Origin of the sequence: Caballeronia sp. INML3B, assembly GCF_023631305.1 — a bacterium.
Classification (GTDB): domain Bacteria; phylum Pseudomonadota; class Gammaproteobacteria; order Burkholderiales; family Burkholderiaceae; genus Caballeronia; species Caballeronia turbans.
Genome location: NZ_JALQDI010000039.1, coordinates 1 through 20,317, shown reverse-complemented (window position 1 = coordinate 20,317; position 20,317 = coordinate 1). Strand labels below are relative to the sequence as shown.

Below are 20,317 nucleotides of genomic sequence, written 5' to 3'. Positions count from 1 at the left end.
GCGACAACGGCATGAGCGCGCCGCTTCATCGTCCCGCCGTGTCGCTGCGCCGCTATGAGGCTGCGCAAGCGTCGGACGTGCACGACTTTCATCAGATCGTGCTCGGTCTCGACGGGTCGATGGAGATGGCCGTCGATGGCAACGGCGCACGCATCGATTGCAGCGGCGCCTGGATCATCCCGGCAGGCGCGCGCCACGACTACTGGGCCGACGGCGATAATCGCCAGCTCGTGATCGATCTGCCGGCCACGTCTGTCGCGGTGCCCGAGCGATACTTCGAGCGGGCGCGCGCGGTCGCGATCGACTCGCGCGTCACGCAGGCAGTCGCCGAGGTCGCCCGTCGTGCGAGCGGCGATACGCCTTTCTCCGATCGTTTCGCATGGCAGGCGGCCGCGCATCTATGCGGCGCGCTGATGCACGACACCGACGATTCCATCGACATGATGCGCGGGCTCGACTTCGCGCGCATCGACCGATGGTTGCGTCTGCATCTATCCGAGCCGCTGCGCATCGCCGATCTCGCCGTGCATTGCGGCTTCGGCATGCGCCGCTTTCATCAGCTCTTCAATGAGGCGTTCGGCGAGACGCCGCATCGCTATCTGCATCGGCTGCGGCTCGACACGGCGCTCACGCTGCTCGCCGACCCGCGCCCGACGCTCACCGATATCGCACTCGATGTCGGCTTCGCCGATCAAAGCGCCTTCACGCACGCGTTCTCGAAACGCTTCGGCATTTCGCCGGGGCAATGGCGCAATGGCGGCTTCAAGTCGCCGCGCGACGCCTAACCCAGACCGCGCGCCAGATCGGCGCGTATAGCCGCAGGATCTTCGAGACTACCGCAAGACGAATCAGGCCTTCGCGTATGCCGGCGGCTTCGCGCAGCTCGGATGTGAGGCGCCCCTGCGTCGTCGTCGAGAGATGCGTGATCGTCGTGCGCGTGTCGCCGAGATTGCCGGTGATCGAGCACAGTCTGGTACCGGCGCGCACGGCGAGCGTGTCGAAGCCGAGGTTGTCGTCCATGTTTTTCTCCCCTGTTTTCAGGCTCCAAACGCAAAAAGCCCGCTTGGTCCTTGCAGACGAAGCGGGCTCTCATGAAGCGCTGAAGACTTACTCGACCGATAGTTGCAGATGCAACTGTGAGCGCGTCATGCCGCCCTCTTGCGCTTCGCTCGCCGCGTCGCGGTCCGATTGCGACTGCGGCGCGAGGCGCGCGGTTTCGATGCGATCGAGATAATCGGTCGTCACATCGCCGGTGATGTAGTTGCCGTCGAAGCACGATGCTTCGAATTCCTTCAGCGCCGGGTTGATGTCGCGGATCGCACTCTTCAGGTCTTCCACGTCCTGGTAGACGAGATAGTCCGCGCCGATCATGCGCGCCACTTCCTCATCGCTGCGGCCGTGCGCGACGAGTTCGCCGCGCGTCGGCATGTCGATGCCGTACACGTTCGGGAACTTCACCGGCGGCGCAGCGGACGCGAAGATCACCTTGTTCGCGCCGGCGTCGCGCGCCATCTGCACGATTTCATGCGAGGTCGTGCCGCGCACGATGGAATCGTCGACGATCAGCACGTTCTTGCCCTTGAACTCGATGCCCATCGCGTTCAGCTTCTGGCGCACCGACTTCTTGCGCACAGCCTGACCCGGCATGATGAAGGTGCGGCCCACGTAGCGGTTCTTGAAGAAGCCCTCGCGATACTCGACGCCGAGCTTCGCGGCCACCTGCATCGCGGCGGGGCGCGACGAATCCGGAATCGGCATCACGACGTCAATCGGCACATCGGGCAGCACGCGCTTGATCTTCTCGGCGAGATAATCGCCCATGCGCAGACGCGCGTTGTAGACCGGCACGCCATCGAGGCACGAGTCCGGACGCGCGAGATACACGAGCTCGAAGATGCAGGGGTTGAGTTCGGGCTTTTCGGCGCATTGATGGTTGTGCAGATTGCCTTCTGCGTCGATGAAGATCGCTTCGCCCGGCTCGACATCGCGCACGAACTCGAAGCCGATGCCTTCGATCGCCACCGACTCCGACGCGACCATCCACTCGACGCCCGTCGCCGTCTCCAGCTTGCCGAGCACGAGCGGGCGGATGCCGAACGGATCGCGGAACGCCACGAGCCCATAGCCCGCGATCAGCGACACGATTGCATACGACCCCTTCACGCGACGATGCACGCCCGCGACGGCCTTCCACAGTGCGGCGGCGTCGAGCTGGAGCCCCGAACTCGCCAGTTGCAGTTCGTGCGCGAACACGTTGAGAAGCACTTCGGTGTCGGACGCGGTGTTGATGTGCCGGCGATCGATCCGGAACATCTCGTCCTTCAGCTGCATCCAGTTCGTGAGGTTGCCGTTATGCGCGAGGATGATGCCGAACGGCGCGTTCACGTAGAACGGCTGTGCTTCTTCCTCGCTCGATGCCGAACCGGCGGTCGGATAACGCACCTGGCCGATGCCGACATTGCCCGGCAAGCTGCGCATGTTGCGCGTGCGGAACACGTCGCGCACCATGCCGTTGGCCTTATGCATGTGGAAGTTGTTGCCGTTCGCCGTGGCGATGCCCGCCGCATCCTGCCCGCGATGCTGGAGCAGGAGCAGGCTGTCATAGATCAGCTGATTGACGGGGGTCTGGGAAACTACACCTACGATGCCGCACATGGCATGGTCCTTCAAAGAGTCGAAACGGGTAGACAAGGCGTTGCCCGGATCTCATCGACGCTTCTCTCATTATTTGGCCGTATCGAGGCCGGGCCGAAGCGTCATCGAGCCGTCGCGCATTCCTCGTGTAGCGGGCCTTGCGTCTATTGTGCGGCGGCTGGCGCCAGGCCGCTCGGTTCGCGAGCGACGTGCACATACGCGGCGAGCGTATCGGGGAGCAGCGGTTTCAATTCGCGCACGCCCTGCTCGGCCATCGGCCGCAGCAGCGCATTGCGCCAAAAATCCTTTTCCGGCAGTTCGGTCAGGCCAGCCAGTGCGACCAGAACCACTACCAATATAGCGCCTCTCACGAGGCCGAACAGCAAGCCCAGGGAGCGATCCACACCGCGCAGGCCGGTCACTTCCGTGATGCGCGTCAAAAGCGCCGATAGCACGCTCGATATGAGCAGCACCGCCGCAACCACCAGCAGAAACGCCACGAGCCATTGCGTGAGCGCGCCGCCGGGCCATGTCGACGGAATATACGGCACGACGAGCCCGACGAAGCGCCCTGCGATCAGAATGGCGGCAATCCAGCCGACCAGACCGAAGGCCTCGGCCAACAGGCCGCGCCACATGCCGCGAAGCGCGGACAGACCAATCACAGCCATCACGCCGTAGTCGAAAGCGGTGAACATCAAATCTGCTTAATTCGATGAGCGAGTGCCGCCGCCGAGGCCGGCCTGGCGCACCTTTACGAGGGCCGCCTGCGCCGACGCGCGATCGGGGAACGGACCCGCGCGCAACAGCGATTTGGTCGCGCCATCCGACTGCTTGCGATGTTCGAGATAGGCGGGCACACCCGCAGACTTCAATTTGTTGACCCAGTTCTGCGCGGCGGTTTCGTCGTCGAACTGGCCGATTTGCAGCACGAAACGGCTGCCCGCCGGCGACGACGGCGTATTCGCCGCGCCTGCGGCTGCGTTCGCGGCGGTGTTTGCGTTGTCTTCCTCGGACGGTTCCGTGGCCTGCTGCTTCGCGTTCTGGCTTGCGGCGGCGGCAGGCTTCGACGGCTTCGCTTCAGTCCTGGCTTGCGCCTTCGTTTCGGGCTTCGGCTGTTCCGTTGCTTCGGGCTTCGGTTGTGCCGTAGCGGCGGCCGCAGCGGCCTGCGGCTGCGTCGCGCCAGCGGAAACGCTGCTCGAAGCGCCCGCCGGCGCATCATGCGCGACGCCGGCTTGCGTGTCCGCCTCGGTCGCGTCGCGTGATTGTTTCGCGGCAGGCGACGGGCGATTGGGAATATCGATGGAAATGTCGTCGGTCACGGGCTTCGGACGCGAATCCAGCACCATAGGCAGGACGATGACGGCGGCCAGCACCAGCGCGATCGCGCCGACAAGCCTGCGGCGCGCGCGCTGTTTCTCGGGCAGGGTGGGATCGAGCATCATCGCGTCGGCGTCGGTGCGCTCCGAACGGCGCGTGCGGCGCTCGGTACGGACGGTGTGACGCGAGCCGCGCGAGGAATCGGAGTATGCGTCGCGACCGGAGTCGTCTTTCTTGCCGAACGAAAAGAGTCCCATGTATCGCTTGGTGCTGACGGCCGACCGTCTGGATGATGGCGCTAGTTATGCTGCGTTCGACGGTAGGCCATCACGCCGGCTACCGTGTAGAAACTGCCAAAAACGACGATTCTATCATTTTCGGACGCGCGCCTTAACGCATCTTGAAAAGCTGCGGCTGGCGTTTCGAAGCTAGAAACGCTGCTGTCCGGGCCGTCGTTGACACCGGCGTCGCGCAATGCGTGCTCCAGTTGCTCCGCCGACGCGGCGCGCGGCGTGGGCAGCGCGGTGACGTTCCAGTGGTCGATCTCGCTCGTCAACTGCTTCACGACGCCTTCGATGTCCTTGTCGCCCATCGCGCCGAACACCGCGTACGTGTACGGAAAATAGCCCATGTTGCCGAGATTTTGCGACAAAACGGCGGCAGCGTGGGGATTGTGCGCAACATCGAGAATGATTTGCGGCTTTCCCGGCAGCACCTGGAAGCGGCCCGGCAGTTCGACATTGGCGAGTCCGAGGCGAATATCCTGAGCCGAAACGGGCAAGCGATCACGCAACGATTCGAGCGCGGCCAGCGCCGCCGCCGTGTTGATCAGCTGATTCGCGCCGCGCAGTGCGGGATACGCCAGCGCCGGGCGCCGCTGCTCGCGGCCGATATAGCTCCATTGCTGGCGCTCGTTGCCCGGCTGCGCTTCATAGCGGAAGTCCCGTCCGACGAGCCAAAGATCCGCGCCGATCGCCTGCGCATGATCGATCAGGCTTTGCGGCGGCGACGGGTCGCCGCACACAGCGGGCTTGCCCGGCCGGAAAATGCCCGCCTTCTCGAAGCCGATCTTCTCGCGCGTGTCGCCGAGATAATCGGTATGGTCGATGTCGATGCTCGTGATCACCGCGCAATCCGTATCGACGATATTCACCGCGTCCAGACGTCCGCCGAGCCCGACTTCCAGAATCACGGCATCGAGCCCGCGCGATGCGAAAAGATGCAGGATCGCGAGCGTCGTGAATTCGAAGTAAGTCAGCGAAACCGGTTCGGGCAGGCTCGCGCGCGCCTTTTCCACCGCCTCGAAATGTTGGAGCAGATCGGCGTCGCTCGCCTCGGCGCCGTCGATGCGCGCACGCTCGTTGAACGAAAGCAGGTGCGGCGAGGTATGGCAGCCGACGCGATAACCCGCGCGCAGCAGGATCGTTTCGATGATCGCGCACGTCGAGCCTTTGCCATTCGTACCGCCGACGGTGATGACCGGGCAGTCGAAATGCAGGCCGAGCGCGTCCTTCACCTTGCCGATACGCGTCAGGCCCATGTCGATGCCGACCGGATGCGCTGCTTCCAGATGAGCCAGCCAGGCGTCGAGGGTGGGGAAAGTGTTCATGTTCGAGATGGGGAAAAGCAAAACGCCGCGCGGAACCTCAGGGCTCTCGCGCGGCGCAGCGCTGCATATCAGCGATTCAGGCGACGGAATCGGCGGGTTGCCGCGTCATCAGCGCCATCAATTGGGCAAGTTCTTCGCGCATCTTGCGGCGATCCACGATCATGTCGATGGCGCCCTTCTGCAGCAGGAATTCGGCGCGCTGGAAGCCTTCCGGCAGCTTTTCGCGCACGGTCTGCTCGATCACGCGCGGGCCGGCGAAGCCGATCAGCGCCTTCGGCTCGCCGATCACGACATCGCCGAGAAAGGCGAAGCTCGCGGAGACACCGCCCATCGTCGGGTCGGTCAGCACGGAAATGAACGGCAGCTTCGCATCCGACAGTCTGGTCAGGAGCGCTGTGGTCTTGGCCATTTGCATCAGCGAAAGCAGGCTTTCCTGCATGCGCGCGCCGCCGGACGCCGTGAAGCAGATGAACGGCACGTTCTGCTCGATCGCATTGCGCGCGCCGCGCACAAAGCGCTCGCCGACCACCGAGCCCATCGAGCCGCCCATGAACGAGAACTCGAAGCACGCGACGACGCACGGAATCGTGTGGATCGCGCCGCCCATGACGACCATCGCGTCGGTTTCGTCGGTATCCTCCATCGCTTCCTTGATGCGATCCGGATACTTACGGCTGTCCTTGAACTTGAGCGCATCGACCGGCACGACTTCCTGGCCGATTTCGTAGCGGCCTTCCGGATCGAGCAGGCGGTCGAGCCGCTCGCGCGCGCCAATGCGCATGTGATGGCTGCACTTCGGGCAGACATGCAGGTTCGCCTCGACGTCGTTGCGATACAGCACCGCCTCGCACGACGGGCACTTCACCCAGAGGCCCTCGGGGATGCCTTTGCGGCTCTTGGGATCCGTTTGCTTGATCTTCGGCGGCAGCAGTTTGTCGAGCCAGCTCATCGTTTTTCCTTGACTGATCGGTCGCCGCGCGGCGCACGTCCGAATCGGACGGCCCGCGGCGGCGCGTATTTTACTGTGCGGCGTCGAGTGCCTGACGAACTTCGGCAATGAAGCTCGTCAGTGACGCGGCCGCGGCGTCCGGCTTCGCCTCTTCGAGCAATTGCACGAGGCGGCTGCCGATGACGACGGCGTCCGCGACATCGGCGACGGCACGCGCGGTTTGGGCGTCGCGAATGCCGAACCCGACGCCAACCGGCAGGGGCACATGCGACTTGATGGCCGGGATTTTACTCGCGATGCTGGAAACGTCCAGATTTGCCGCGCCGGTCACGCCTTTCAGCGATACGTAGTAAACATAGCCGCTCGCGATCTTGCCGACCGCCGCGACCCGTTCGTCCGTGGAGGTCGGCGCGAGCAGGAAGATCGGATCGATGCCGGCCGCGCGCATGGACGCGCCGAAGCTCTCGGCCTCCTCGGGCGGGTAATCGACCACCAGCACGCCGTCGACGCCCGCTTCCTGCGCGGCTTTCGCAAAAGCGTCCGCGCCCATGCGCTCGATCGGATTCGCATAGCCCATCAGCACGACTGGCGTTTTGTCGTCGGTCTGACGGAAGCGCTTGACGTCGGCCAGCACGCTCTTGAGCGTTACGCCGCGAGCGAGCGAGCGCTCGGACGAACGCTGGATCACGGGGCCGTCGGCCATCGGATCGGAAAACGGTACGCCCAGTTCTATGACGTCCGCGCCGCCCTTGGCGAGTGCGTGCATGAACTCCACGGTCTGCTCCGGATTCGGGTCGCCCGCGGTGATGAACGGAATCAGCCCTTTCTTGCCCTGCGCGGCCAGCGCCGCAAACGTGTTCTTGATACGGGACATGGGAATTCTCTTGAACGTATTCGTTGACGTCAGACGCCTGGTCGACGTCTGACGCGATTAGCGACGAAAAAAGCGCTATTCGGCCGCTTGCGCAGCGGTATCGGTCGTCGCGAGCGTCTTGCGACGCGCGCGCACGGGCTCCTCGGGCTTGAGGCGTGCGGCCCGCGCTTCGGCGATGCGGCCTTCCGCGATTGCGCAGTACTCGGCGTTGATCTCGTAGCCCGTGAACTGCCGGCCGTGACGCGCGCATGCGACCGCCGTCGTGCCGCTGCCCATGAACGGATCGAGCACCCGGCCGCCGGGGGGACAACTCGCGAGCACCATGCGCTCGACGATCTCCAGCGGCTTTTGCGTCGGATGATCCACCCGCTCGGCGTGCTGCCGATGCAGACGGGAAATGGACCAGACATCCTTCGGGTTATAGCCGAGCTCGAGCCACTTGCTGCCTTCGAAAATCTTGCGCGAGCGTGCCTTTTTCGTCTCTGCGTCGTAGGGGATGCGCACCGGATCGAGATCGAAGTAATAGTCCTTCGATACCGCAAAATAGCCGATGTTATCGTGCACTGACGTAAATTTACGCGTCGTTCCGCCCATGCTCGGCACGCGCCGGTCCCAGACGATCTCGTTGATCATCAGGAGACGGCGCTTCAGGAACACGAACAGTTCGGGCGAGTATTGCCAGGTGCAGAAGATGTAAAGCGAGCCGCTCGGCTTGAGCTTCGGGATCGCCAGACTCAGCCAGCGATAGGTCCACTCGAGAAAAGCGTCGCCCGACAGCATGTCCGAATCGTTCCCGTAGTCCTTGCCCAGACCATAGGGCGGGTCCGCGACGATCAGATCGATCGACGCATCGGGAATGTGTTCGGCATCGGTCAGGAAATCGCGATTGCGGATGTCGCTGCCGGCGCTCTGGAGGGCGCCGACGGACAACGGCTCGTCGATAACGGTGCGCATCGGTCAGGTGCTCAGAACTGGATGCCCGATCGCTCGGCGACCGTATGCATGTCCTTGTCGCCCCGGCCCGACAAATTGACGAGCAGCACCTTGTCACGCGGCAGCGTTTTCGCGAGCTTCGCGCCGTAAGCGAGCGCGTGGCTCGACTCGAGCGCCGGGATGATGCCCTCGATACGGCAGCAGTCGTGGAAGGCTTTGAGCGCTTCGTCGTCCGTGATGCCGACATACTCCGCGCGTCCAGCGTCCTTCAGCCACGCGTGCTCGGGGCCGACGCCCGGATAATCGAGACCCGCCGAGACCGAATGCGTCTCGATGATCTGGCCGTTTTCATCCTGCAGCAGATAGGTGCGGTTGCCGTGGAGCACGCCGGGACTGCCGCCCATGAGCGACGCCGCGTGGCGGCCCGTATCGATGCCATCGCCCGCCGCTTCCACGCCAATCAATTTGACGCCTTTGTCGTCGATATACGGATAAAAAATGCCCATCGCGTTCGATCCGCCCCCAACGCACGCGATGACCGCATCGGGCTGACGGCCCGTCATTTCGGGCATCTGCACGCGGCATTCGTCGCCGATCACGCGCTGGAAGTCGCGCACCATCATCGGATAAGGGTGCGGACCCGCGACAGTGCCGATGATGTAGAAGGTGTTCTCGACGTTCGTCACCCAGTCGCGCATGGCTTCGTTCAGCGCATCCTTGAGCGTCTTCGAGCCGGATTCGACAGGAACGACCGTCGCGCCGAGCAGCTTCATGCGATACACGTTCGCGGCCTGCCGGCGCACGTCCTCTGCGCCCATATAGACCACGCACTCCATGCCGAAGCGCGCGGCGATGGTCGCAGTCGCCACGCCGTGCTGGCCCGCGCCAGTCTCGGCGATCACGCGCGGCTTGCCCATCTTGCGGGCGAGCAGCGCCTGGCCGATTACGTTATTCACCTTGTGCGCGCCGGTATGATTCAGATCCTCGCGCTTCAGATAGAGCTGCGCTCCGCCGAGCATGTCGCTCCAGCGCTTCGCGTGATAAATCGGCGACGGACGGCCGACGTAATGCTTGAGCTCGTACTCGTATTCGGCGAGAAACTCGGGATCTTTCTGTGCTGCTTCATACGCGACGCGCAGTTCATCTAGCGCGTGGATGAGCGTTTCGGAGACGAACACGCCTCCATATTGGCCGAAGTGGCCTCTTTCGTCTGGCAAATCGTACATTGCGTCACTCTCTCGGTTACGTGGCCGACAGCGCGGCTCACGTTCCACATCACCCGGCATCCGCTTCGCGCACTGCGCGCACGAATGCCGCCATTCGGGCGGGATCCTTCACGCCCTTGGCGCCCGGCACCTCGATGCCGCTCGAGACATCGACCGCGTACGGGCGCACACGCCGAATGGCGTCACTGACGTTTTGCGCGTTCAACCCACCACTCAAAACGGCCCGATGCCCGAGATCTGTTGGGATAAGTGACCAATCGAATACCTTTCCACCGCCGCCGAAGCCCTCGACGAGAGCGTCGAGAAGAAGGCCGCCTGCGGCTTTGAACTTGAGAGACGATTCTATCAAATGGCTTGTGGACGCATCAGGCCCAATTCGCAGTGCGCGCCAATAGGATAAACCCGCAACTGCTGCAAGTTCCTCGCACTGCTGGGGGGTTTCGTCGCCATGAAACTGCAGCAGCGAAAGCGGCACATTGGACGTGACTTCGCGAATCCATTCCGGCGTCGCATTGACGAAAAGCCCGACGGATGACACGAGCGGCGGCACGTGCCGCGCCAGCTCGACCGCCTGCGCGACGCTCACCGAGCGCGGGCTCGGCGGATAGAACACGAAGCCCACGGCGTCCGCGCCGAGTGCGATGGCGTGCTGCACGTCTTCTACGCGCGAAAGTCCGCATAGCTTGATGCGGGTGCGATGCAAATCTCGTTCGGTCATTTCGGCTCTGCCCACATGGCGCTCCAGGGCATGCTGGCGATATGCGGCGGCGGCACCGCGAAGTGTTCAGGATAGCCGACCTCGGCCAGATACAGGCCGTCCGGCATGAAGGTCGGCGCGGCGGCACGGCGGTCGCGGGCGGCGAGGACATCGGCCATCCACGAAACCGGATGACGGCCGCGTCCGATCGCGACGAGGCACCCCATCAGATTGCGCACCATGTGATGCAGGAACGCGTTGGCGCGAAAGCGAAAGTGAATGAAATCACCCTGCTCGCGCACGTCGATCTGATAGAGGTGCTTCACGGGCGTCTTCGATTGACAATCGGCCGCGCGGAACGACGAAAAATCGTGCTCGCCAATCAGGCAGGCGACCGAATCGCGCATCGCGTCGACGTCCAGCGGCGTGTGTACCCAGCCCGCGCGTTTCGCCAGCATCGGCGAGCGCACCGGATTGACATAGAGAACGTAAAAATACGTGCGCTCGAACGCGGCGAAGCGGGCGTGGAAGTCATCGGGCATCGGCTTTGCCCATTGCACGGCGACGGTATCGGGCAAAAACGCGTTCGTGCCGCGGACCCACGAGAATTCGGTGCGATCGAGTTCGGTGTCGAAATGGACGACCTGGCCGAGACCGTGCACACCCGTATCCGTGCGTCCGGCGACGACGGTAGAAAGCGGCGTCTGCGCGAATTCCGCGAGCGCGCGCTCCAGTTCGTTCTGCACCGTCTTGCCGTGCGGTTGAGACTGCCAGCCGCAAAACGCCGAGCCATCGTACTGAATGCCTAAAGCGATGCGCATCTTCAGGAATGCGGGGCGAGCGTCGAGAGGAGCGTGGCCGCCTGCTGGCGCGTCGCGGGATCGTTCGATTCGATCACTTCCTGCAACAGCGTGCGCGCGCCCGAAAGATCGCCCAACTCGATGTATTCCGCCGCCAATTCGAGCTTGTTGCGCGCGATCGTCGCGAGTTGCGCGGGCGTCAGCGCGGGCAGCGGCTCGGTGGCGCTCGACGCGCGCCCGAGATCGAAGTCCAGGCTGAGCGGCCCGAATCTCGTCGCGCCGAGGCCGGCGACCGAAGCCGCGCCAGCCGTGCCCGCTTCGATCTGCGCGGCCGCGGACTGCCGCTGCGTTTGCGTATGCCGCGCCGCGTCCGTCTGTGCTACCGGCTGCGGAACGAAGGGCACCTGCTCGATCGGCTGCGGGCCAGTCGGGGGCGGCTGCAGCGCTCCGAGGCGTGATTCGGGCGACGGCGCATCGGCGGGCAGCGACGACGTCGCCGGCTCCTGCTCCCTCGCGCCAGGCGGCTTGATCGACAGTTCCATGCGCGGCGGCAGTTCCATTTCGAGCGAGCCAAGCGCGTGAATCGCATCCTGCGGGAACTTCGGCATCGGAAAACGGTGCGCAACCGCCGGCTCTTCATCCGGCGCAATACCCGATTTTTCCGCTTCGCGCGCCGCCTGTTCCTCGATGTCGCGCTGCTCTGCGGCGCGATGCTCGGCCGCTTGCTCTTCGGCCGCACGCGCCTGCAGTTCGCGCAGTTCGGCCTCGCGCGCGATGATCTCGCGGGCCGCAGCCTCGCGCGCCTGATCTTCGCGCTCGGTGACCTGGCGCAACTCGGCCTCGCGCTGCCCGGCCTCGCGGTCGGCCAGATCGCGTGCGAGCGCTTCCCGCGCGGCGGCTTCGCGCGCGTGAATCTCACGCTCTTCGGCTTCCTGTAAGGCGGCCTGGCGCGCCGCGGCTTCGCGCTCCTCGATTTCCCATTTCTCGGCTTCACGACGCGCCGCTTCGCGCGCCGCGCTCTCACGCTCGTGCTGGGCGAGGTGTTCGGGCTGCTCTTGCGTTTCCGCTGCGCCGATCGGCGGCAAGAAATCAGGATGACGGGCCGCCGGCGCTAGCGGCGCGAACGGCTCTTCGCGTACAGGTCGGTTCGCGTGGCCGGGCGCTGCAGCGGACTCGGTGGCCGGCTTCGCCCCGGTCGCCGGCGGAGGTTGATCCTCGGAAGGGGCGGCGGGCGGCTGAGCCGCTTCGGCGTGCTCGACGCTCGTGGCGGCGGCCGCCAGTCCGGACCGGTCAGGCTCGGATGGTTTCCCCGCAGCGCTGGCAGCCGATCCTGCCGTCGATGCCTCGCGCGCTCGGCGCATCGCTTCATTGCGCGCGGCGGCGTCGGCCTGTGCTTCTTCCAGACTTGCAAACGTCCTCGGCGCGCGATCGACGTCCTCGTTACTTGCAGCGGCCTGCCGTTTCTTCCCGCGTCGCATTCTGAATAGCAGGAAAGCACCCACGGCGATCACGATGGCGACGACGAGCGGCGATAGTCCGATGGTCGCCGCGGTCGCGCCGCTGCCGGTGCGGTTGTCGCTGGCCGGCGCGGGCGCCGCCGCAGCGGGTGCGCTTGCGGGCGTGGTGCTTGCCGATGCCGGCTCGGGCGTGGTCGATTCCTGCGCCGCCGTTGCGCTCGCTTGCGGCTCGACGGCCGATGCCGGCGCCGCATCCGACGCTATCGCGCCCGCGCTCTCCGACACTGGCGCCGGGGCTTCTGCAGGCTGATTCTGCTGCGCTTCCGGCGCCGACGCGACGCTCGAAGCCACCGCACCGCTCAGATCGGCAGGCACGTTCAGTACCGCTCCGAGCTTCAGCTTGTTGATATCGTGATTTGAGAACGCGTTCGGATTGGCGTCGAACAGCGCACGCGCCGCCTTCGCGCGAACGTCACGATCCTTCGATCCGGTGAGTTGGCCAGCAACGTCGCTAAGCGATTGTCCGGGCTTGACCTCGTATGTCTGCCCCGTTGCGGCGGGAGCGGCGGCGTCGCTTGCCTGAGCGAGCGCATCGCCAGGATTCGCCCAAAACATCGCGCATACCGCGAAAGTTGCCGCGGCGCACGCCGCACGCGATGACAAAAGGAGAGACCGGCGTGGTCGTTGGATCATTGAGGCTCCGGGTACGGCAAAAATTGAAACATACGGCGCAAAACCAACGAAAAACCGGCTTTGCAATAAAAACTGCGCAAAAACAAAAAGCGCCGCGAGAACGCGACGCTTTTGGGTTTGGCACGCGCTTCCAGGCGCGTAGTTTACTTTACTTGTCGAGCAGAATGCGCAGCATGCGGCGCAGCGGTTCGGCCGCGCCCCACAACAGTTGATCGCCGACAGTAAATGCCGACAGATACTCGCCGCCCATCGCCAGCTTGCGCAGACGGCCGACGGGCACCGTCAGCGTGCCCGTGACGACCGCGGGCGACAGATCGCGAACCGATGCTTCGCGCTCGTTCGGCACCACCTTCACCCAGTCGTTCGCCGAAGCAAGGATGCCGTGCACTTCGTCCAGCGGCACGTCCTTCGTGAGCTTGATGGTGAGCGCCTGCGAGTGGCAGCGCATCGCGCCGATCCGCACACAAAGGCCATCGACTGGGATCGAGCCCGGCGTGCCCATTGCCGGCTTGCCGAGAATCTTGTTGGTTTCGGCGCCGCCCTTCCACTCTTCCTTCGACATGCCGTTGCCGAGATCCTTGTCGATCCACGGAATCAGCGAGCCCGCGAGCGGCACGCCGAAGTTGTCGACGGGCATGCGCTCGCCGTTCATCGCGGCGAGCACGCGGCGGTCGATGTCGAGAATCGCGGATGAAGGATCGGCCAGATCTTCCTTCGCGGAACCGTAGAGCACGCCCATCTGCTGGAGCAGCTCGCGCATGTTCTGCGCGCCCGCGCCCGAGGCGGCCTGGTATGTCATTGCGGTCGTCCACTCGACGAGGTTCTCGCGGAACAGGCCGCCGAGCGCCATCAGCATCAGGCTGACCGTGCAATTGCCGCCGATGAAGTCACGGCCGCGCTTCACGAGCGAATCCTTGATGACGTTCAGGTTGACCGGATCGAGGATGATGACCGCGTCGTCCTTCATGCGCAGCGCCGAGGCCGCGTCGATCCAGTAGCCTTTCCAGCCCGCCGCGCGCAGCTTCGGATACACCTCGTTGGTGTAGTCGCCGCCCTGGCACGTGATGATGGCGTCGCACTTTTTCAGATCGTCGATGCTCGTCGCGTCCTTGAGCTTCGTCTCGTTTTTGGCGAACGACGGCGCGTTGCCGCCCGCATTGCTGGTGCTGAAGAACACCGGTTCGATCAGGTCGAAATCGCCTTCCTGCTGCATGCGTTGCATCAGGACGCTGCCGACCATACCGCGCCAACCAACGAGACCTACGTTCATGACTAACCTTTGACTGTGGACGCTTCCCCGCATCTTTACCCGGCGTGGCCGCGCGGGGAAGACGCTCGGACACGAGGGACGATCAGCGAATCGTGATCGATTTGATGGAGATTTTCGTAATGCGCGTTTTAGCCGTGGCGTTGATAGCCACGATGCGCGTGCCGATGGCGAGTTCCGTCGCGACGACAGATGAGCCGCGTCCGATGGAATCCAGAGAGAATTGAGTGTTCTTCGCCATGACCAAAGAATATACACGATAACCCGATGTTTTCGTCACGCGCTTGCGGTGCGGCTCTTAAAATCGTACGGATCGTGCTTGAACATCGGTAAAAAGAGACGATCGGCCGCTCTTTTGCCTGCAACCGCCGATCGTCTTTCCGGCGATTACAGCGCCTTCAGCACTGCATCGCCCATTTCCTTCGTGCCGACGATCCGGCCGTCCGCCGTCGCGATATCGCCGGTGCGATAGCCCTGCTCCAGCACCTTCTTCACCGCGCTTTCGATGCGGTCCGCCTGCTCGGTCTTGCCGAGCGAGTAGCGCAGCATCATCGCGGCGGACAGAATGGTCGCGAGCGGGTTGGCCACGCCCTTGCCCGCAATATCCGGCGCGGAGCCGTGCGACGGCTCGTACAGGCCCTTGTTGTCCTTGTCGAGCGACGCCGACGGCAACATGCCGATGGAACCCGTGAGCATCGCGGCTTCGTCGGACAGGATGTCGCCGAACATGTTGCCGGTCACGACGACATCGAACGCCTTCGGCGCTTTCACGAGCTGCATCGCGGCGTTGTCGACGTACATGTGCGACAGCTCGACGTCCGGATACTCCCTGGCGACGTCGATCATCGTGTCGCGCCACAATTGCGACGTTTCCAGCACGTTGGCCTTGTCGACGCTCGTCAGCTTCTTCTGGCGCTTCTGCGCCGCCTGAAACGCGACGTGCGCGATGCGGCGCACTTCGGGCTCGGAATAGCGCATCGTGTCGAAGCCTTCCTTTGCGCCGGCAAACGGGCCGTCCGGCGCTTCGCGCAAGCCGCGCGGCGCGCCGAAATAGATATCGCCATTGAGCTCGCGCACGATCAGGATGTCGAGGCCGGACACGATTTCGGCTTTGAGCGACGACGCGCCCGTCAGTTGCGCATAGCAGATCGCCGGACGGAAGTTCGCGAAGAGTTGCAGATGCTTGCGCAGGCCGAGGATCGCCTGCTCGGGACGTAGCGCGCGCTCCAGCTTGTCGTATTTCCAGTCGCCGACCGCGCCGAACAGGATCGCGTCGGCTTCCTTCGCGAGCGCCAGCGTCGAGTCGGGCAGCGGATGGCCCTTCGCCTCATAACCTGCGCCGCCGACCGGCGCTTCTTCCAGCTCGAACTTCTCGCCGAGCGCGTTCAGCACCTTGACTGCTTCGGCGGTGATTTCCGGACCGATCCCGTCGCCGGGCAATACTGCAATCTTCATCGTCTCTTCCTTCCGTGATCGTTATTCGATTTATCCGACGAGCCGGTTATTCAGCCACGGCTGCTTCGCCAGGCGTTCCGCCTCGTATTGGCGAATCTTGTCGGCATGACGCAGCGTGAGGCCGATATCGTCGAAGCCGTTCAGCAGGCAGTACTTGCGAAAGCCCGGCACGTCGAATGCGTACTCGGTGCCGTCGCCCGTGCGCACGACTTGCGCTTCGAGATCGATCGTCAACTGGAAACCGACGAACGCGTACGTTTCGTTGAACAGCTTGTCGACTTGCTGCTCCGTCAACACGACCGGCAGCAGGCCGTTCTTGAAGCAGTTGTTGTAGAAGATGTCCGCGAAGCTCGGCGCGATGATCGCGCGAAAGCCGTATTGATCCAGCGCCCACGGCGCGTGCTCACGCGAGCTCCCGCAGCCGAAGTTCTTGCGCGTGAGCAGAATCGATGCGCCCTGATAACGCGGCTGATTCAGCACGAAGTCCGGATTGAGCGGACGCTTGCTGTTGTCCTGGCCGGGCTCGCCGACATCGAGATAACGCCATTCGTCGAACGCGTTCGGGCCGAAACCGGTCCGCTTGATCGACTTCAGGAACTGCTTCGGGATGATCGCGTCCGTGTCCACGTTCTCGCGATCGAGCGGCGCAACGAGGCCGCTATGCACAATGAATTTTTCCATGATCTTTCTCTGTATCCCGTTTGATCACGCAAGCTTGCGCACGTCGACGAAGTGGCCTTCGATCGCGGCGGCGGCGGCCATCGCGGGGCTCACGAGGTGCGTGCGACCGCCCGCGCCCTGACGGCCCTCGAAGTTGCGGTTCGACGTCGATGCGCAGCGCTCGCCCGCCTCCAGCCTGTCGGCGTTCATTGCGAGACACATCGAGCAGCCCGGCTCGCGCCATTCGAAGCCGGCGTTCGTGAAAATCTTGTCCAGGCCTTCGCGCTCGGCCTGCGCCTTCACGAGACCCGAGCCCGGCACCACCATCGCGAGACGAATGTTCGACGCGACGCGCTTGCCCAGCGACTTCACGACATAAGCGGCCGCGCGCAGGTCTTCGATACGGGCGTTCGTGCACGAGCCGATGAAAATCTTGTCCGGCTTGATCGATTCGATCGGCGTGTTCGGCTGCAACGCCATATAGGTCAGCGCCCGCTCCATCGCGTCGCGCTTGACCGGGTCCTTTTCCTTCTCGGGATCGGGCACACGGCCGTCGATAGACGTGACCATTTCGGGCGACGTGCCCCACGTCACTTGCGGCACGATCTCGGCCGCGTTCAATTCGACGACGCGATCGAACTGCGCGTCCGGATCCGACTTGAACTGGCGCCAGTATTCGACCGCCTGATTCCATTCCACGCCCTGCGGCGAGTACGGACGGTCCTTCAGGTAATTGATGGTCGTATCGTCGACCGCGACCATGCCGGCGCGCGCGCCCGCTTCGATCGCCATGTTGCAGACGGTCATGCGGCCTTCCATCGACAAGGCGCGGATGGTCGAGCCGCCGAACTCGATCGCGTAACCCGTGCCGCCCGCCGTGCCGATCTTGCCGATGATCGCGAGCACGATGTCCTTCGCCGTGCAGCCGCGCGGCAACGTGCCTTCGACCTTCACGAGCATGTTCTTGCTCTTCTTCTGCAAGAGCGTTTGCGTGGCGAGCACGTGTTCCACTTCCGACGTGCCGATGCCGTGCGCGAGCGCGCCGAACGCGCCGTGCGTGGACGTGTGCGAGTCGCCGCAGACGATGGTCATGCCGGGCAGCGTCGCGCCCTGCTCCGGCCCGATGATGTGCACGATCCCCTGGCGCAGATCGTTCATCTTGAACTGCGTGATGCCGAAGCTATCGCAGTTCGCGTCGAGCGTATCGACTTGGAGCTTCGAAACGGGATCGGCGATGCCGTGCGAGCGGTCGGTGGTCGGGACGTTGTGATCGGACACTGCCAGATTCGCGCTGATTCGCCACACCGGGCGCTCGGCCAGCTTCAGGCCCTCGAAGGCCTGCGGGCTCGTCACTTCATGCAGCAGGTGACGGTCGATGTAGAGGATCGAGGTGCCGTCCTCTTCCGTGTGGATCACATGCGTGTTCCACAGTTTGTCGTAGAGAGTCTGTGCCATGGTGAGCGCTTTCGTATGTGACTGCGGGGAAAGTTTTGCTGGCGGCAGGGCCGGCAGCTTGTCCGGCGATTATGCCACTTCCTGGTACGCCGCGGGTACTACGCTACCCGGAAAAACTTATTAAAAACATAGGGTTATTGTGGTGGTACCAGTACCCGGATGGGAACTACCCGGCTACGCCGTTCGGTCGGCTGTCCAGCGCGGCATCGTGCCGTACGCACAGTATGCGCTTGGCTACGCGACGGTCTGGGTACTTGCGTCGTGGTTTCGCCTCGGAAATGCACGACCATTTGCGGACGGTCATCGTGGCGCCGATGACTTCGAAAGGCACGTCGTCTCGTCGGGAAAGAAAGCCGTCGCAGACAAGGCGCATCGAACGCGCCTCTTACATTGCGAGACTAAGATCAACCGCTCAAAAGCAGAAAGCCCCGGCAGTCACCCGCCGGGGCCTTCACATCAATCTCAAATCCGATTCGGCTTACCGCTTCGCCAACGGCTTCACTTCACGCGGCGTCTGACCGATGAACAACTGACGCGGACGGCCAATCTTCTGCTCCGGATCCGCGATCATTTCGTTCCACTGCGCGATCCAGCCGACCGTACGCGCCATCGCGAAGATGCACGTGAACATCGACGTCGGGATCCCCAGCGCGCGCTGCACGATGCCCGAGTAGAAGTCGACGTTCGGGTACAGCTTGCGCGACACGAAGTATTCATCTTCCAGTGCGATCTTTTCCAGTTCCATCGCGAGCTTGAAGAGCGGATCGTCGTGCAGGCCGAGTTCGTTCAGCACTTCGTGGCACGTTTCGCGCATCAGCTTCGCACGCGGGTCGTAGTTCTTGTACACGCGGTGACCGAAGCCCATCAGCTTCACGCCCGAATTCTTGTCCTTCACCTGCTTGATGAACTCGGGGATGTGGTCGACCGAGCCGATCTCTTCGAGCATGTTCAGTGCGGCTTCGTTCGCGCCGCCATGCGCCGGGCCCCACAGACACGCGATACCGGCCGCGATGCACGCGAACGGGTTGGCGCCCGACGAACCCGCGAGACGCACCGTCGAGGTCGACGCGTTCTGCTCGTGGTCCGCGTGCAGGATCAGGATGCGGTCGAGCGCGCGCACGAGCACGTCGTTGACCTTGTACTCTTCGCACGGGTTCGAGAACATCATGTGCATGAAGTTCGCGCTGTACGACAGTTCGTTCTTCGGATAGACAAACGGCTGGCCGATGCTGAACTTGTATGCCATCGCAACGAGCGTCGGCAGCTTCGCGATCATGCGAATGGCCGACACTTCACGGTGGCGCGGATCGTTGATGTTCAGCGAGTCGTGATAGAACGCCGAAAGCGCGCCCACCGCCGCCGTCAATACCGCCATCGGGTGCGCGTCGCGACGGAAGCCGCGGAAGAAGAAGTGCATCTGCTCGTGCACCATCGTGTGACGCGTGACCGTGTCCACGAATTCCTTGTTCTGCGCCACGTTCGGCAGTTCGCCCTTCAGCAGCAGATAGCAGGTCTCGAGAAAGTCGGCATTCACGGCCAGCTGCTCGATCGGGTAGCCGCGGTACAGCAGCTCGCCCTTGTCGCCGTCGATGTACGTGATCGCGGAATTGCACGCCGCCGTCGACATGAAGCCCGGGTCATACGTGAACTTGCCGGTCTGACCGTACAGCTTGCGGATGTCGATCACGTCCGGGCCCATCGTGCCCTTGTAGATCGGCATTTCGACGCTCGGCGAGTTGTCGCTGAACGATAGCGTGGCTTTAACATCTGACGGGGTCATAGCACATCCTCAATCGAAGTATGGATACAGGTTTTCGATAATTTGCACGACGGAAGCTGCGCGGCAAAACTGTTCGATCGGCCTGTGTGCACTGCAACAGGCCTATTTTGCAAAACTCCGCGAATTCCTGCTGAAATCACACGGTGCGCAGCATGTCCAGCAGGCGGATTACGTCCGGCGTCGCGAGGTCGCCTTCAGGCTCCGTGCGCGCCAGCAGCAAGTCCATCAGTTCGTTGTCGCTCAGCTCCAGCAGGCGGGTCAATGCGGCCACGTCGGCGTCACTGAGGTCATGCTCATATCGGCTGAAGAAGCGATCGAAGATCAGATCGTTTTCCAGCAGGCCGCGCCGTGCGCGCCAGCGAAGGCGCGCCCGGCGAAGGGGATCGGACTGATGCGAGTTGTCTTGATTGTCGACCATCACATAGCCCATCTCAGACAGCGCGGCGCACCATCAATTCCTTGATCTTGCCGATCGCCTTGGTCGGATTGAGCCCCTTGGGGCACACGT

19 protein-coding genes and 3 pseudogenes are annotated in these 20,317 nt (G+C 63.6%); 2 read left to right on the top strand and 20 right to left on the bottom strand.

Translation table 11 applies throughout. From position 1 onward, the window contains the following. Positions 1-11 precede the first annotated feature (11 nt). A complete protein-coding gene (locus NCS58_RS14505; protein ID WP_061121589.1) occupies positions 12-785 on the top strand; it encodes an AraC family transcriptional regulator in 774 nt (257 codons plus the stop codon). On the opposite strand, the pseudogene NCS58_RS14500 reads toward NCS58_RS14505, so the two are convergent. The 17 genes and pseudogenes from NCS58_RS14500 to leuC all read right to left on the bottom strand — a co-directional run. Beyond that, positions 782-978: pseudogene (locus tag NCS58_RS14500) on the bottom strand (PLP-dependent transferase); the annotation flags it as partial. The gene NCS58_RS14505 and the pseudogene NCS58_RS14500 overlap by 4 nt on opposite strands. 129 nt (positions 979-1,107) lie before the next feature. Then, positions 1,108-2,655 carry an amidophosphoribosyltransferase gene (purF, locus tag NCS58_RS14495; RefSeq protein WP_061121591.1) on the bottom strand — a complete coding sequence of 516 codons (1,548 nt, stop codon included), beginning with the start codon at positions 2,653-2,655 and terminating at the stop codon, positions 1,108-1,110. Between the two features lie 143 nt (positions 2,656-2,798). Further along, positions 2,799-3,332 carry a CvpA family protein gene (locus NCS58_RS14490; protein WP_250477272.1) on the bottom strand — a complete coding sequence of 178 codons (534 nt, stop codon included), beginning with the start codon at positions 3,330-3,332 and terminating at the stop codon, positions 2,799-2,801. A gap of 9 nt (positions 3,333-3,341) precedes the next feature. Then, entirely contained in the window at positions 3,342-4,211 is an 870-nt protein-coding gene (locus tag NCS58_RS14485) for an SPOR domain-containing protein (protein WP_061121593.1), read from the bottom strand. A 41-nt stretch (positions 4,212-4,252) separates the two neighbouring features. After that, positions 4,253-5,563 carry a bifunctional tetrahydrofolate synthase/dihydrofolate synthase gene (folC, locus tag NCS58_RS14480; protein ID WP_061121594.1) on the bottom strand — a complete coding sequence of 437 codons (1,311 nt, stop codon included), beginning with the start codon at positions 5,561-5,563 and terminating at the stop codon, positions 4,253-4,255. 76 nt (positions 5,564-5,639) lie between these two features. Continuing rightward, the gene (gene accD, locus NCS58_RS14475; RefSeq protein ID WP_035511203.1) at positions 5,640-6,512 is read right to left on the bottom strand and encodes an acetyl-CoA carboxylase, carboxyltransferase subunit beta; all 873 of its coding nucleotides are present in this window, start codon (positions 6,510-6,512) and stop codon (positions 5,640-5,642) included. Positions 6,513-6,582: 70 nt separating this feature from the next. Beyond that, the gene (gene trpA, locus NCS58_RS14470) at positions 6,583-7,386 is read right to left on the bottom strand and encodes a tryptophan synthase subunit alpha (protein WP_061121595.1); all 804 of its coding nucleotides are present in this window, start codon (positions 7,384-7,386) and stop codon (positions 6,583-6,585) included. 75 nt (positions 7,387-7,461) lie between these two features. Then, the gene (locus NCS58_RS14465; protein WP_061121596.1) at positions 7,462-8,340 is read right to left on the bottom strand and encodes a site-specific DNA-methyltransferase; all 879 of its coding nucleotides are present in this window, start codon (positions 8,338-8,340) and stop codon (positions 7,462-7,464) included. Positions 8,341-8,351: 11 nt separating this feature from the next. Next, positions 8,352-9,545 (bottom strand): tryptophan synthase subunit beta, encoded by a 1,194-nt coding sequence (trpB, locus tag NCS58_RS14460; RefSeq protein ID WP_061121597.1) that lies wholly within the window; start codon positions 9,543-9,545, stop codon positions 8,352-8,354. Between the two features lie 49 nt (positions 9,546-9,594). After that, positions 9,595-10,263, bottom strand: a complete 669-nt coding sequence (locus NCS58_RS14455) for a phosphoribosylanthranilate isomerase (protein WP_061121608.1) — start codon at positions 10,261-10,263, stop codon at positions 9,595-9,597. After that, a complete protein-coding gene (gene truA / locus NCS58_RS14450; RefSeq protein WP_061121598.1) occupies positions 10,260-11,063 on the bottom strand; it encodes a tRNA pseudouridine(38-40) synthase TruA in 804 nt (267 codons plus the stop codon). The genes NCS58_RS14455 and truA overlap by 4 nt, the downstream gene beginning before the upstream one ends. 2 nt (positions 11,064-11,065) lie before the next feature. Beyond that, positions 11,066-13,114 carry a FimV/HubP family polar landmark protein gene (locus NCS58_RS14445; protein ID WP_250538610.1) on the bottom strand — a complete coding sequence of 683 codons (2,049 nt, stop codon included), beginning with the start codon at positions 13,112-13,114 and terminating at the stop codon, positions 11,066-11,068. Positions 13,115-13,340: 226 nt separating this feature from the next. Continuing rightward, positions 13,341-14,462 (bottom strand): aspartate-semialdehyde dehydrogenase, encoded by a 1,122-nt coding sequence (gene asd / locus NCS58_RS14440; RefSeq protein WP_061121600.1) that lies wholly within the window; start codon positions 14,460-14,462, stop codon positions 13,341-13,343. An 82-nt stretch (positions 14,463-14,544) separates the two neighbouring features. Further along, positions 14,545-14,739 (bottom strand): hypothetical protein, encoded by a 195-nt coding sequence (locus NCS58_RS14435; RefSeq protein ID WP_250538609.1) that lies wholly within the window; start codon positions 14,737-14,739, stop codon positions 14,545-14,547. Positions 14,740-14,846: 107 nt separating this feature from the next. Beyond that, on the bottom strand, positions 14,847-15,914 hold the full coding sequence (leuB, locus tag NCS58_RS14430; RefSeq protein ID WP_250477270.1) for a 3-isopropylmalate dehydrogenase: 1,068 nt from the start codon (positions 15,912-15,914) through the stop codon (positions 14,847-14,849). A 30-nt stretch (positions 15,915-15,944) separates the two neighbouring features. Continuing rightward, positions 15,945-16,595 (bottom strand): 3-isopropylmalate dehydratase small subunit, encoded by a 651-nt coding sequence (leuD, locus tag NCS58_RS14425; RefSeq protein WP_061121602.1) that lies wholly within the window; start codon positions 16,593-16,595, stop codon positions 15,945-15,947. A gap of 24 nt (positions 16,596-16,619) precedes the next feature. Continuing rightward, entirely contained in the window at positions 16,620-18,029 is a 1,410-nt protein-coding gene (gene leuC / locus NCS58_RS14420; protein WP_061121603.1) for a 3-isopropylmalate dehydratase large subunit, read from the bottom strand. Positions 18,030-18,284: 255 nt separating this feature from the next. Here leuC and NCS58_RS34360 point away from each other — a divergent pair. Continuing rightward, positions 18,285-18,358, top strand: a pseudogene (locus NCS58_RS34360) (type II toxin-antitoxin system PemK/MazF family toxin); the annotation flags it as partial. A gap of 149 nt (positions 18,359-18,507) precedes the next feature. On the opposite strand, the gene gltA reads toward NCS58_RS34360, so the two are convergent. The 3 genes and pseudogenes from gltA to sdhB all read right to left on the bottom strand — a co-directional run. Then, positions 18,508-19,809, bottom strand: a complete 1,302-nt coding sequence (gene gltA, locus NCS58_RS14415; protein WP_061121604.1) for a citrate synthase — start codon at positions 19,807-19,809, stop codon at positions 18,508-18,510. 136 nt (positions 19,810-19,945) lie between these two features. Beyond that, the gene (locus tag NCS58_RS14410) at positions 19,946-20,239 is read right to left on the bottom strand and encodes a succinate dehydrogenase assembly factor 2 (RefSeq protein WP_061121605.1); all 294 of its coding nucleotides are present in this window, start codon (positions 20,237-20,239) and stop codon (positions 19,946-19,948) included. Between the two features lies 1 nt (position 20,240). Further along, a pseudogene (gene sdhB, locus NCS58_RS14405) lies at positions 20,241-20,317 on the bottom strand (succinate dehydrogenase iron-sulfur subunit); the annotation flags it as partial.